9 protein-coding genes are annotated in these 14,863 nt (G+C 45.6%); 6 read left to right on the forward strand and 3 right to left on the reverse strand.

The window, feature by feature from the left end; all coding sequences use genetic code 11:
• Positions 1-257 precede the first annotated feature (257 nt).
• The gene (locus tag O3Q51_02655) at positions 258-4,052 is read left to right on the forward strand and encodes a T9SS type A sorting domain-containing protein (protein MCZ4407694.1); all 3,795 of its coding nucleotides are present in this window, start codon (positions 258-260) and stop codon (positions 4,050-4,052) included.
• Between the two features lie 200 nt (positions 4,053-4,252).
• On the opposite strand, the gene uvrB is transcribed toward O3Q51_02655, so the two are convergent.
• Positions 4,253-6,253: an excinuclease ABC subunit UvrB gene (uvrB, locus tag O3Q51_02660; GenBank protein MCZ4407695.1), complete on the reverse strand. Its 2,001-nt coding sequence runs from the start codon at positions 6,251-6,253 to the stop codon at positions 4,253-4,255.
• 275 nt (positions 6,254-6,528) lie between these two features.
• On the opposite strand from uvrB, the gene O3Q51_02665 reads away from it, so the two are divergent.
• The 5 genes from O3Q51_02665 (at position 6,529) to dnaN (ending at position 11,969) form a co-directional block, all read left to right on the forward strand.
• Positions 6,529-6,825, forward strand: coding sequence for an antibiotic biosynthesis monooxygenase (locus tag O3Q51_02665; GenBank protein ID MCZ4407696.1), 297 nt, complete (start codon positions 6,529-6,531; stop codon positions 6,823-6,825).
• Positions 6,826-7,265: 440 nt separating this feature from the next.
• Positions 7,266-8,000, forward strand: coding sequence for a gliding motility-associated ABC transporter permease subunit GldF (gene gldF, locus O3Q51_02670; protein MCZ4407697.1), 735 nt, complete (start codon positions 7,266-7,268; stop codon positions 7,998-8,000).
• Positions 7,997-9,727, forward strand: a complete 1,731-nt coding sequence (gldG, locus tag O3Q51_02675) for a gliding motility-associated ABC transporter substrate-binding protein GldG (protein ID MCZ4407698.1) — start codon at positions 7,997-7,999, stop codon at positions 9,725-9,727. Before gldF ends, gldG begins: the two co-directional genes overlap by 4 nt.
• 8 nt (positions 9,728-9,735) lie before the next feature.
• Positions 9,736-10,755 (forward strand): DUF4340 domain-containing protein, encoded by a 1,020-nt coding sequence (locus tag O3Q51_02680; GenBank protein MCZ4407699.1) that lies wholly within the window; start codon positions 9,736-9,738, stop codon positions 10,753-10,755.
• A 92-nt stretch (positions 10,756-10,847) separates the two neighbouring features.
• Entirely contained in the window at positions 10,848-11,969 is a 1,122-nt protein-coding gene (dnaN, locus tag O3Q51_02685; protein MCZ4407700.1) for a DNA polymerase III subunit beta, read from the forward strand.
• An 88-nt stretch (positions 11,970-12,057) separates the two neighbouring features.
• On the opposite strand, the gene O3Q51_02690 is transcribed toward dnaN, so the two are convergent.
• Entirely contained in the window at positions 12,058-12,399 is a 342-nt protein-coding gene (locus O3Q51_02690) for a tRNA-binding protein (GenBank protein MCZ4407701.1), read from the reverse strand.
• A 73-nt stretch (positions 12,400-12,472) separates the two neighbouring features.
• Positions 12,473-14,845: a TonB-dependent receptor gene (locus O3Q51_02695; protein MCZ4407702.1), complete on the reverse strand. Its 2,373-nt coding sequence runs from the start codon at positions 14,843-14,845 to the stop codon at positions 12,473-12,475.
• Positions 14,846-14,863 lie beyond the last annotated feature (18 nt).

Consider the following 14,863-nt stretch of genomic DNA (forward strand, 5'->3'; position numbering starts at 1 on the left):
CCAAAATAAATGAGACGACTATCCACAAATGCATGCATAAGTAAGCCCGAAAGGCTCCAACCTTTCGGGCCATCACATACACCCGTTCAGGCCATAATATTTGTCCTGTATCCATCGCGAAATAGAAGGGAGGTGCAAATGAGATGACAAAGGTAGAGCGATATTTCTAAGATCGCCAATTTATATTATCCGTTGTTCACATCCGTGTATCTACGAAGACCTCCATAATGGAGGCAACTAATTAAAAAAAGACTATTATGAAAATAGATAAAGGCATATACGCCATAGTATTATTGTGCGCAATAAGCATCAACGCATTCGCACAAAACCCGTTTTGGACTTTTCCTGAGCAAGGACTAGACGTACCAGGACTTGGTATAAACCCCCTCCCCACCGACGACTACACAGGTCAGGAGGCCGATTACGTCCACGTGGGGCTAAAAGATCCCTATGGGGAGATACTGTTTTTTGCCGTAGATGGCAGACTGTATGATAAGACGGGAGAAGAAAGATCGGAGTTTGATGATGGTAGTGACTTAATCAAAGGCACCAGTGAAGCATTGGTTGTGCCTCAACCCGGTAGTTGTAATCGGTTTTACATTTTTCAAGGCAAGGCTGAAGGAGTCGGTCAAACCTCGGAGTTTCCACACTTTTCAGTCTACGATGATACGTTAAACATTTTGCTCGAAGACGATCCGAATGGAGTCTACAAAACCTCGTGGAATATGGTAACGGACTTTTCGCTTATTTCCAATTGGGGAAATACTGATCATGGTGTAAAAGGTGTACATTTTGCTGCTACGAATGAGTTTGCCAATGGGGAGAGGTGGGTTCTTGTGTCAAGTGGTCACAAGATTTTTCGGGTTCATCTCACGTGTAACGGGCTTGTTTCTTATGGGTGGAATTACACCATCGCACCGGGAGCTGATGACATAGTGGAGCAAGGTTGGCGTAGTGAGATGGAATTGTTTGAAGACACTGCGAATAATGTCATTCGAGTAGCTACTCCTTACAAGCAACAATCACTAACAACAGGTGATGTAAAAGTAATGGTGGTCGACCTTGATTCAATAACAGGTAATGTCATTCCCGGTAGTCGAGTAGATATAGAGTTTCCCGACCAAATCAATGCTGTTCCATCCTATGTTCATGGAATGGAATTTTCGCCTGATGGGAGCGCATTGTTTTTTATACACGATCCCATGCCGGGCTACCCGAGTCCCTTTAGCGTGTACGATTTCAGCTCAGACCAGCTTGTAAATCTCAATTTTACGGGAATATCAGCTTTTGAACGTTCGCAGATACAGATAAGCGGATCACCGGGCAATTATACCCTTTACTTGGCAAGTGGGAGCCATCTTGGTACCTTATCCGATCCTGATTTTCCCGTAACAGGAACTTGGAATCCAAATGCTATTGCATTAAGTGGTGGATATTCATCCAATCTGGGAGGAAATCCTTCAACCAGTCTGGAAGACATCAAACGAATCGTCCCCGATCAAATCGATTATATGGACTATGACTCCATGTTTGTCAAGGCATCCTGTGACTGCTGCCGCAAGTATGCTTATGCAAAGCCTAAGCAGGACACGAGCCTAATCGTAACGGTAAGCGACACTTGGGCTCCGGGATTAAATGGTAATCCTTGGGATGCACTGTCTACCGATACTATTTTTATTCGAGATTCCATTTATGTATCAGAAGGGGTTAATTTAAGGATCAGTGACCTTAACTTCAGATTTGGAAAAGAGGGCGTGATAGTGGTAAAGCGTGGTAACGAGACCACAGATGGTGCTGTTTTAACCCTGACAGATTCTACCCACATCACTACTGATTTTCGCTGCAGTGAATTGAAATACAACTGTCCCGACCCCGATTCTGATGATTGCAAAGCCATATTCTGGCAGGGAATCCGAGTGGAAGGCCATGATGATTTATCACAATCCATATCAAGTCCAACCAAACAAGGTCGTTTGAATATGGACAAAGGGTCGACTCTTGAGTTTGCAGAGCTTGGAATTCTGGCGGGACATGAGCAATTCAATCAGTATGGTGGAGGTATAGTCCGCATCAAAGATTCTTTTATCAAAGATTGCCCGACAGGCATCCGTTTTGACAAGTACTTTGCAACTGATGGTACGAGCGAAATTTTCAATTTAGCTGAGATAAACAATATGCATTTCTTTTGGACGGATACTCTACTTCATTTTAGCTACTCGCTGAAATATCATGTAGACATCTACAAGTCCAGCGGTATAACTCTAAGAGGAAACCTTTACGAACTACAGGATTGGACTTCCTTCAGTCCGCTTTCCAGAGGAATTGGTATTAACATAGTTAACTCCCGAGTAGTAGAGAGATGGTTGTGCAATGAAAATCCGGAACCGGTGAATTGTGGCAATATCGTCAGGTCCAAATTCCTTAATATGGTTAAAGGAATCAATGCAACTTCTTCGGGCTCTACCAGAACTTTAGAAGCAGGATATGGCATTTACGAAAACAATTACATCGGAATTCATGCTATAGGTCTTGAGAACCCTAAACTCTTGGATAACGATTTTAAAGTGCCCAACACGACGAACAGGTCGGGCATAACGTTGACCAATTCAACCGGTTATATGGTAGAAAATAATTACTTTACTTCCATGGCACTATCTCCCGTAGCCACCAACATTGGAATCTACGTACAAAATTCAGGAGAAGCCATGAATGAGATTTACAATAATATTTTCAAGAATATTGCTTTGGGGATAGCAAGCGCTGGTCAAAATGCTGATTGTGTAAGTACCTATCAAAATGGCTTGAGGTGGATATGTAATCGATTTGAACAGACTATTCCTGTTGCCGACATTTATGTGTACAGCGGTAACGTTAGTGATGACCAAGGAGAATGCTCAACGCCTGCGCCTGCCGGAAATATATTTAGTCATACTACCAATGGTTTCGATATCAAAGTTCGTATTGATGATATATTGACTTGTAATAATGTATTCTTTGACATTGAGTACAATTTCCATGATGTGACAGGAGGGAGTCCGTTAGTGCTAAGGCTTGAACCACTCACCTACACGAATTATCCAACACAAGAACGTGTCGATCCACAGATGTGTCCTGCTTTATTCCCTACTCAAAATGATTGTCCCATTAAGAATACGGCCGCACCTCCCGGCAAAGGCGGTAGTGGTATTGAAGGTGGAAAGTCAAATGGTTTAGGGGATATTGAGTCGCCGACTTTACAAGATTATGCTGATGCCGTATCAGTGCTTTATCAGGAAAATGTGAGTGTTATCGATATGATGGAGCAAAGCGAAATGGGTTTTGCAGAATTTGATGAATCCATTAAAAGTGAAATCAGAAATTTGAGGAATCAAGAATACTACCTGTGGAATGGAATGATTAGTGCGACTCAATGGGATACATTGGGTCATTTCCCTGAGGTTGAAGTTTTGGAATTATTGAACGAATATCAACCCTCATCTGTCGCCGCCAGATTCGCTTCGGCTTTATCTATTGAACTCGGAGTTGAAGTACCGATATGGGTTGGAGAAAAAGATAATCATATTGCCGAATTTGATGCTGATCAATTGGCATTATTCACGGCAGCTGTTCTTCCTATTGAAATAGGAGGAGTATTGGATGATTCCTTTTTCAATTCGGCTGCCAATACTTCAGCTTTAGTGAGTTTGTATGCGGAAAATGATAAATTCTTCTTGCCTTACCCAATGCAAATTGAAGCTGAACTTCCCGATAGTTTCGGTGGTGATGAAGAAGGTAAGGCGAATAGTTCTGAGACAGATTTACCATCTCTTGTTGAGGTGAGACCAAATCCTTTTAACGTCAACTTTGTCTTAGGATTGAACTACTCTGAAGAGTATGATGAATCACGTGTCGTGATATATGATCTACTCGGTCGGGTAGTATTTGAAAAAAACTATGGAGTAAATCCACAAATCGTGATCGACGGTTCCGCATTCCCATCGGGAGTGTTGATCTACTCCGTGTTTATAGATGGAGAATTAATGGATACCGGTAGAATTGTTAAAGCTGAATAAGCCGAAAGTTTAATTAGTAATTTATAAAAGCCCTGCGCTCTGCGCGGGGTTTTTTTAGAAATAAAAACCCCTCTTATCGCTAAGAAGGGTTTTTCAATTTGGGAGTGGATAAAAGGAATCGACAATAGTCTTCTTCACCCTAGATGACAGTCGGACTTTAAGTGCTTTACCACTTTAATTTTGAATTGAAGCCTGACAACCTATTCCTTCGCCTTCATCAGCGCAAACAGCTCATCCCGCAATCTGGCGGCTTCCATAAAGTCTTGATCCTTGGCGGCTTTTTGCATCTTCTTTCGGGTGATGTCAATCGTCTGATCCAAGTCGTCGGCGCTCATGTATTTCATCACGGGGTCAGCCGCGATGTTCATTCCGTCGGGCTCCACGTATGCCTTGCTTTGGCGCTTCTTGCCTTGGCCCACCAGAGCCGCAGCCGATTTCTTAATCTGTGTCGGCGTGATGCCGTGTTCCTCGTTGTAGGCTTGTTGCGTCAAGCGGCGTCTGTCCGTTTCGTCAATGGTCATGCGCATGCTGTCGGTAATCTTATCGGCATACATGATCACCATTCCGTTTACATTTCGCGCAGCGCGACCCACCGTTTGCACCAGCGAGCGCTCGCTTCTTAAAAATCCTTCTTTGTCGGCATCGAGGATGGCCACCAGTGATACTTCGGGAAGGTCGAGCCCTTCACGCAGCAGGTTGACACCAATCAGCACATCAAAGACTCCCTCGCGCAAATCTGCGATGATGTCAATCCGATCGAGCGTGTCCACATCGCTATGGATATAGCGGCTCTTTACGCCCGTTTTGTCAAAGTAAGCTTGCAGTTCCTCGGCCATTCGCTTGGTAAGCGTGGTCACCAAAACACGTTCGTCTTTCTCGGCTCGCACATTGATTTCCTCCAAGAGGTCATCAATCTGATTTTCACTTGGCCGCACGTAAATCTTCGGGTCGAGGAGGCCCGTGGGTCGGATCAATTGCTCCACGATAATACCTTCGGATTTCTCCAATTCGTAATCGGCGGGGGTGGCGCTGACAAAAAGCGTCTGACCCCGCATATCTTCAAATTCCTCGAACTTGAGCGGGCGGTTGTCCATGGCGGCAGGCAGTCGGAAACCATAATCCACCAGGTTTACCTTTCGCGATCGGTCACCCCCATACATGGCCCGGACTTGGGGCACGGTTACGTGACTTTCGTCAATGACCATCATGTAGTCCTCGGGAAAGTAATCCAAGAGGCAGAAAGGTCTTTGTCCCGGCTCGCGACGATCGAAGTACCGCGAGTAATTTTCTATCCCCGAGCAGTAGCCCAGTTCGCGCATCATTTCCAGATCGTAGGTGGTGCGTTCTTCCAGTCGCTTGGCTTCGAGGTGGCGTCCTTGGTCTTCAAAGAATTGCACCTGCGCCACCATATCCTGTTGAATTTGCCAAATGGCATCGTTCATCGTTTGCTTAGTGGTCACAAAGAGGTTGGCAGGGTAGATATTGAGCTTGTCAAATTCGGCAATGGTGGCACCGCTTTCCGGATCGAAGCTGCTGATATTGTCTATTTCATCTCCGAAGAATTCTACCCGAATGGCATGATCGGCGTATGCCAAAAAGATGTCGACGGTATCACCTTTCACCCGAAATTTTCCCCGATCGAGCTCATGATCATTCCGCGAGTAGAGGCTGGCCACCAAAAGGTGCAAGAGGGAGTTTCGCGAAACGAGCTGCCCCTTCTCAATGGGGATGACACTTTTGTGAAACTCATTGGGATTTCCGATACCGTAAATGCAGGATACGGAAGCCACGATGATCACATCTCTTCGGCCCGAGAGTAGGGCAGAGGTGGCGCTCAGTCTCAGCTTTTCAATCTCTTGATTGATGCTGAGGTCCTTTTCGATAAAGGTATTGGAAGTGGGAATAAATGCCTCGGGCTGATAATAGTCGTAGTAGGAGACGAAGTATTCCACCAGATTGTCAGGGAAGAAGCTTTTAAACTCGCTGTAAAGCTGAGCTGCCAGCGTTTTGTTGTGCGAAAGGATCAACGTGGGGCGTTCCACTTGGTTGATGACATTCGCCACCGTAAAAGTTTTACCCGATCCCGTAACACCGAGGAGGGTTTGATGGCGATCGTCTTCAACAATTCCTTTGACCAACTGTTCTATGGCTCGAGGCTGATCGCCCGTAGGTTCGAATTCGGATGTGAGTTTAAATTTCATTGGAAGGACAAATCTACTGATTGCTTACCTTGAATCCTCAAAACACAGAACACCAAGCGATGATTTTAAAGAAAATTTTGCATTATCTGAATCCCGCCACTTTTTTCAAAAAAGGAAAAGAAAACGTTAATCTGAGAATGATGCACGGAATTAACCGCATCTCCATTTTCATGTTTCTGATTTGTGTCATCGTACTTTTGGTGCGCTACTTCGGTAGATAGGCGGCCACGTCTTCCTAAACACAACTATTCAATGACTCTGCCTATTTTTGGTGAATGATCGTACGCGTAGTAAAGCTCAAATTTGAAAAAGAAAACCTGCCATTGGCTTTGGAAAAACTGGAAGCCATCGCTCCGAAAGTAAGAGCAATGGACGGTTGTAGCTACCTCGAAATAAGCTGTGGAATTAAAGACAAAGGCATGATTTTGACCTACAGCCACTGGACGGGTACGGATGCTTTAAACGCTTACAGAGGTTCAGAAACCTTCATCACTTTCTGGAGAGATGTCAAGAAGCTTTTCGCCGAACCCGCCCGAGCTTGGTCGCTGGATCCGTTGGTTGAGTTGGTTTAACTACTGTATCAAAGCGTTGGGTTTACGCAGAGTTCAGTGAGAGAAGGGGACAAGCAAAGTTCGAAAACTCGAGGTCACAGAGGATCGCTAGCGATCAGTGAGAGCAGAGCGACCTGGTTTGCGTGTAGCTCGTCTGTTTTAACCGCAAAGCCCACAAAGTAGGCACGAAGGGCGCAAAGAGACTTTCTTTTACAATGGAAATTTGAATTCACTTCAAAATCTAATTGATACGGTGTGTGAATTTTAACGCTGAGCCGCAGAGGTCAGGAGAGATTCTCTCGAATACATTCTCAATACTCTATACCCAATACCCTATACTCCAACAAAACCTGTTAAGAATTTCAAAACCTTTTCAAATCTCGTACGGATTCCTCCTTGTCGATCGTTCTTCTGTCCCTGTTTATTCCATTATCTTTGGCGACTTAAATTCGCGATAGTTCATGTGGGCACTTTTTAAGAAAGAGCTAAGAAGTTTCTTGAGTTCCGTTATCGGTTATGTGGTCATAGCCGTATTTCTTTTGCTGACGGGTCTGTTCATGTGGGGCTTCCCCGGAAATTTGAATATACTCGATCAAGGCTACGCAACTCTCGATACGCTTTTCTATGTAGCACCCTGGGTGTTTATGTTTCTGGTTCCGGCGGTTACCATGCGTTCCTTCTCGGAAGAAAAAAGAACGGGAACCATTGAGCTCTTGTTTACCAGACCACTTACCGATTCGGCCGTGGTTTTGGCAAAGTATTTTGCAGGGGTAGCATTGGTGCTCTTGGCACTGATCCCCACTTTGATCTACCTGTTCAGCGTGGTGAAATTGGGAAATCCCGAGGGTAACGTCGATATGGGCGGTACTTGGGGTTCTTATCTCGGGCTATTCTTTTTAGCTTCGGGATTTACTGCCATCGGTATTTTTGCATCTGCCATCAGCGATAATCAGGTCGTCTCTTTTATCATCGCTCTCTTCCTCTGTTTCTTTTGCTATAGCGGCCTCAATCAAATCGCTTCTTTCGACCTCTTCGGCTCCTTAGATCGATTTATCCAGTCACTCTCCATCGCCGAGCATTACGACTCGATGAGCCGCGGGGTGATTGATACCAGAGACGTGGTTTACTTCATTGTCCTTTCGGGAATATTCATTGTTCTCACTCGTGGAATTCTCAAAAACCGAAGAATAGCATGAGCCGACGCCTGACTTCAAAATCCAAGGTTTGGGTAGAAACCCTTCTGGGAATCGTTCTTCTACTTTTGGTGGGTTTCATCAGCACGATTAAATTCCAACGATTTGACCTTACCGAGGAAAAACGACACAGTCTTACCCCATCTACCATTCGCCTGCTCGAAGAGCTGGACGATGTTGTTTATATCAAGGTTTTTCTCGATGGTGATTTCCCTGCTGACTACCAACGCTTGCGCCAATCCATTCGCGAGAAGCTAGACGAAATGAAGGCCTACGCCGGAGAGGAAATCCAATACGAGTTTATCAATCCCAGCGAGGCAGAGGACCGCAAATCTCGGGAAGAGATGTACGGCGAATTGGTCAAAAAAGGACTTCAGTATACCGCACTGCAGATCCGCGAAAAGGATGGAGTGAGCGAAAAAATTGTTTTTCCCGGTGCGCTGATTTCTTACCAAGACAAAGAATTTCCGCTGCAGATATTGCAGAATCAGCAACGCACCACTGATGCGCAAATGGTCAATCGCACCATCAATAATTTGGAGTACAGTTTGGTCAACGCCATTTACCAAGTCCGCGAAAGCGAACCCAAGAAGGTTGCATTTATTGAAGGCCACGGTGAGCTATCTCCTATTGAAACGCGCAGCTTTCAAAATGAATTGGAAAAGCACTACAAAGTAGACCGTGTAGACATAGGCGGGATGGTGAACGCGCTAAGCCGCAACGTAGCAGGCGAGGGGAAACGTATCAACCGTTACGATGCGATTATCGTAGCCCAACCTACGGAGGAGTTCACCGAACAAGACAAATACATCATTGACCAATTCGTGATGTTGGGCGGAAAAGTCATTTGGATGGTAGATGCCATGCAAGTGTCAATGGATAGCTTACTCACGAGCGATGTTACCATGGCTTTACCATTGCGCACCAACCTTGACGACCTGCTCTTCAATTACGGTGTTCGGTTGAACCGCGACATTTTATTGGATAGAACCTGTGCACCGATTTCTCTCCTCACAGGCCCACGAGGCAATGAGCGGGCGGAGCTTTTTCCGTGGTATTACAAACCCATTTTGATTCCCGAGGTATCACATCCCATCGTAGCCAATGTTGATCCGATTCTCACAGAGTTTATCGGTAGTTTGGATACAGTAGAGGCCGCGGGCATTTCCAAGAAAGTAATCCTCAGAACTTCGGAGTACTCCAAGATTTTGAAATCGCCTGCACGGGTAAGTTTCAATATCGTATCCATTGATCCCGATTTCGGAAATGCCAACAGGCCCAACCAACCGGTCGCGGTATTGTTGGAAGGCGAGTTCGAATCGAATTTTGCCAATAGGCTACCACCTAATTTCCTCAATGAAGACCTTTTGGATTTCAGGGACAAGAGTCCGTTGACACGGCAATTGGTCATCTCTGATGGGAATATCGCTGCCAATCCTGTCAATGCCGATGGAACGCGTTTTCGCGAGCTTGGCTTCGATGAGGTCTTAGGGCGAAAAATGTATGGAAACACAGAGTTTCTAATCAATGCCATGAACTACCTGCTGGGGGATGCCACTTTGATAAACGTACGATCCAGAACAATAGCCCTGCGCAAACTCGACGATGAGCAAATCGTTCAAGAGCGCGAGCAATGGCAGATGCTCAATATCGGACTTCCCATTCTACTCACCATTCTTTTTGGTTTGGGTCAATGGTTTTGGCGCAAGCGAGCCTATTCTAAAAAATAATTTCAGCAATGAAGAAAATTGTATTACTGCTTCTCTTAGTCGCTATTTTGGGTGGTATCGCCTTCTATCTTTCAAGTTCAAACGATCCCTTCAAGAGTGAAGGAGTCGAGCAAAGTGATTTTGCCATTGCCGATACAGCTTCAATTGGAAAAATACTTATTGCCGATCGTTCGGGCAGAGTAGTCAAGCTGAATAGAGAGGGAGAACAATGGTTGCTCAATGGGAAGTATCCGGCACGTGAAGACGCGATCACAACACTCTTGCGTACGTTTAAGAATATCTATATTCAGCGGCCCGTTCCTCGCGAAGCGCTGGAACAGGTCAATACCGTAATGGCCACTTCGACCAAGAAGGTGGAGATATATGACCTGGATGGAGATCTTATCAAGACGTGGTATGTAGGGCATGCCACTATGGATAAAAAGGGAACTTACATGCTCCTCGAAACTCCGAAGAACGGGAAGTCGTCAGTACCCTTCATTATGGATATGAAGGGATTTATCGGGATGCTCAATACCCGTTTTTTCCTCGATGAAAATGAGTGGAGAAGTACTATGCTTTTGGCCTATCCGGAAATGAACTTAAATGAGATCGAAGTAGAGTACCCGACAGATGAAGCATCATCTTTCAAAGTAAAATACGGCGGGGGAAATGAAATTGAGCTCTTTACGGCCGATGATAATCCGATTGCCGTATTTGACACCTCCACTTTGAAGGACTACATGTTGAACTACAAAAAGATGGCCTTCGAAAACTACAGAACGGGTTTGAGCGAAGTTCAAATCGATTCGGTTCGGTCTACCATTCCCTTTCAGATCATTCGGGTTACCGATAATTCAGGGAGGCATGAGATCAAGCTTTGGCCCAAAAAAGCTCCTGATTATGCTACCGGGCAAAAGGCCGATAGCACCGGGCTTGATCGGGAGAGGATTTACGCCGTTTATAATGACGGAGAGCTGGCTCTGGCCCAAAGGTTTGTGTGGGATAAATTCCGAGCACCCCTTGGAGCGTTTGTTTCCAAAGAGTAATGTTCACATTCTGTTCAAAAAAGCGGATTAAGCGTTTGCCTTAATCGCGTATATTTGTCGCCGCGCCACAATGGCTGAAACGTGTTTTTATCATGAAATTCATTGTAACCAGTACAGAACTACTCAAGCACTTACAAACCGTAAGCGGTGTGCTTGCATCCAATAACACACTTCCGATTCTCGACAATTTCCTGTTCGAGATTAACAAAGACTCACTTACCATCTCGGCGAGTGACTTGGAAACGACTATGATCACACACCTTTCGGTTAAAGCCGAAGAGACAGGATCAATAGCTGTGCCTGCACGAATCGTTTTGGACTATTTGAAAACATTACCTGAGCAGCCTTTGACTTTTACCATAGACGAATCTAGCTTGGGAATCGAGATTTCAAGTAGCTACGGTAAGAGTAAAGTGGCAGGCTTTGCAGCTGATGAATTTCCGAGAAACCCGGAGATGGATGATGCTTCAAACGTGACCATTCCATCAGACGTAGTTTCTGAGGCCATTCACAAAACCATCTTCGCTACCGGAAATGACGATCTAAGACCGGTGATGTCAGGTATCTTCTGCGAATTCTCGAAAGAAGGTCTGCGATTCGTCGCTACCGACGCGCACAAATTGGTTCGCTACACGCGCACCGATTCGAAAGCCGATAAGAACTCAACGTTCATTATTCCTAAGAAGCCACTCAACCTATTAAAGGGTGCTTTGGGAAATACAGCTTCTGACGTTCAGATGGACTTCAACGATACCAACGTTAAAATCTCTTTTGACGATACGGTGATGATCGCTCGATTGATCGATGGAAAATACCCCAACTACGAGGCGGTGATTCCAAAAGACAATCCGAACAAGATGTTGGTGGAGCGTACTGCTCTTCTCGGATCTATTCGACGTGTCTCTATTTTCTCGAACAAGACTACGCACCAAGTTCGACTTCGTATCAGCGGTAGCGAGCTATCTGTTTCTGCCGAAGATCTCGATTTTGCCAATGAGGCAAATGAGCGCCTGACATGCAGCTACGAGGGTGACGATATGGAGATTGGCTTCAATAGCCGCTTCTTGATCGACATGCTCAACAACTTGGATACGGCTGACGTGCAGCTTCAATTGAGTGCACCCAATCGCGCGGGTATTCTCGTCCCAATGGGGTCTGACAACGAAGGAGAAGATATTCTGATGTTGGTGATGCCGGTGATGTTGAATGCGTAGTTTAGTCGATAGTATCTCGTCGATAGTATTGAGATGAGGCGTGCTAAATGAGCACCAAGTACTGATCTCTGTAAACTGACATCTGATACTACCCTATCTGCAAACCATCACCTGTTCTCTGTTCGGTGCTCAATGTCACCACACCATCATCGGTGTAAACTCCCAATATCAGGCACTCGCTTTTAAAGTCAGCTATCTGTTTAGGAGGAAAGTTTACTACACAAATCACTTGATTACCGATTAAATCATCGGTGTCATAAAGCTCGGTGATTTGAGCACTCGTTTTTCGGATTCCCAAATTACCGAAGTCAATATGAATCCTGTAAGAAGGCTTGTGCGCCTTTTCAAATGGAATGGCATCAACGATAGTGCCTGTGCGAATGTCCAACTTCTCGAAATCTTCCCATGTTATAAGCGGTTTGATGCGCATGGTAGATTGTGGTTTGCCTCAAATTTAAACTAAAAATATTTCGGTCCTTGCTTTTTGATTTTAACTCAAAGGCCTAGAAGGTGAAGCCAACGGAACCGTAAAAGCTTCGGATGTTGGCAGGAATAATCCCCGGGCCTGGGTAGCTTTCGGCTCTTCGGGTGAAATACTCCTCGTTGGTGAAATTATTCACTCCTGCTGAAAACTTGAATCGGTTTGGTTTGTACTCCAATGAAAAGTCCATGACGTAATAGGAGGGGACAATACCCGTCAACGCATTGGGATTGAAAGTGGAGTTGGTAGCATCCGAGAACTGTTCTCCCAAATAGGAGAATTGATAGGTGGCTTTGAGGTCTTTCCACTTGTAATTCAATCCGGTTCGGAGCATGACGTTCGGCACATACTCCACTCGGCGGTCTTTTATTGCGGTTATGTCCGATTCGATATAGGTGGCGTCGGTCAATGAGAAATTTATAAAGAGAGACAGACTTGAATGTTCGCGGTCGATATTGAACAGATTCCAGATATCGATTTCTGCGAAGGACTCCATTCCGATATGGCGTGAATCGCCGATATTGGTTCGGAAGAGGGTAGTACTTCCGGGTAGTTCAAACAACCCTATGCGGTCGTTGTAGCGCATGAGGAATAGACTTACATCGAGGCTCAGCCAGTCTCCGATTTCCCCGCGAATACCGATATCAGCATTGTACCCGTTTTCGTCGGTGATGAGACTGTCCAACTGGAAATTGGGATTGACCACCCTCAGGTCGCTGAAGGTGATGGAGCGGAAATTCTGAGAAATATTTCCATAGAGATTCAAGTTCTCTTTGAGGTCGTAGCTTACACCAATGCCAAAAAGAGGAAAAGTTCGTGTGGTGGAGGAGGCGTCTTCATTGACTGTCGAAGAGATAAGATTGCCTGCAAAGTCATATCGATTGAGCTTCCAAATCCCTTCGGAATCCGTTCGAATGTGCTCCACTCTTAATCCCGCCGTTACGCTGAGCTTTGAGGTGATGTGGAGGAGATTCTCCACAAAAATGGCAAAGTTTTGGCTTGGGAATTCGTAGTCAAACTCCTCAGGGTCGTCGGGGTTTAGAAAATCAAAGTCAGGTGTGTCGGCATTGTTGGCATCGCCCTGCATTCTGTCCGTCATTCCATTGTAGTAGCGCGCACCGACTACAATTGCTGAATGCTTGGTACCAAGCTTGTATCGGTGGAGGAGTCTGGCTTCTGTTCCGAAATTTCGAAATTCATCTCGAATCAGAGTGCGGTTCTCATTGGGATTGTCCGGCACTCCGATTTGATCCAAATTTCCCAAGGCATTACGCGAAGAGATCAATCCAAAAGTTCGGATGTTCAGTTGGGTCATACTCGAGAATTGGTAGTCGATCGTTTGGGCGAACAAGTTCCAGTTGACGTTGAACCAATTGCGATCGCGGTTGGCTTGTTCTAGGTTACCCGAAAAGAATTGTTCGTCTGTCAGGCCGCCGGGCTGTTGCGCCTCATACTCCATGTAAGAGTATTCAAAGCCCAGCTTTAATTGGTCATTTACTTGGTAGCCTATTCGGGCAAATGCCGTGTGTGCTTCGAAACCGGAACTCTCGCGCCAACCGTCACCTCGGCGATATTGGTAATAGCCGTAGTAATCGATCTTACCCTTGGTTCCTCCCGCACTTACAAATGAATTCCAGAGTCCGAAGGAACCGACCGCTTGCTCAACGTTGAGCTCAAAAGGCTTCTTTGGAGCCTCCTTGAGTTTGAAGTTGAGCATTCCGCCAAACTGTGTCCCGTATTGAAGCGAGGCAGCACCTCTTACGATTTCAATACGCTCAACGGCTTGGAGAGCCGGCATATAGTAGCTTTCGGGGTAACCCAAAGCATCGGCGCTCATATCGTAGCCGTTTTGTCGCGTGTTGAAGTTTGCGGTACGGCTTGGCCCAAGCCCTCGCGCGGCAATATCTAACTGTAGCCCCGCAAAGTCACTTTCCCAAATATTCAAACCGGGAACTTTCGCGAAGACTTGTCGGGCATTATTCGAAACGCGGTTGGCAGCGAAGTCATCGAGGATAATTACCTCGTTTTTCTTGGCCTCGTATATTCCCATTCCGTCGATGGAGCGCATTCTGGTTATCCCGTTGGTTGGGTCAATTCCCGATTCAATTTCAAATTCGGCTAATTCTGTTGAAAGCAATTCCAAAGAGAAGTTGATCACTGTGTCTTGCGTGAGCGAGATTTCAATCGACTGTGATTTCATCCCCAAGCTAAAAGCCTCAATGTTGTGTTTGCCAATAGGCAGAACGATCGAGTAGCTTCCGTTCTTGTCAACACTGGTTTGGAGATTGAGCGCTCGCACGAAGACCATAGCATCACTGATCGTTTGCTCGGAATTTTGATCGGATACGGTTCCTGACACTTCTGCAGTTTGTCCTAAAACCAGCGTGGACATCATAAGACTCCATATTAAAAC

The organism is Cryomorphaceae bacterium 1068, from assembly GCA_027214385.1.
GTDB lineage: Bacteria > Bacteroidota > Bacteroidia > Flavobacteriales_D > Cryomorphaceae > JAKVAV01.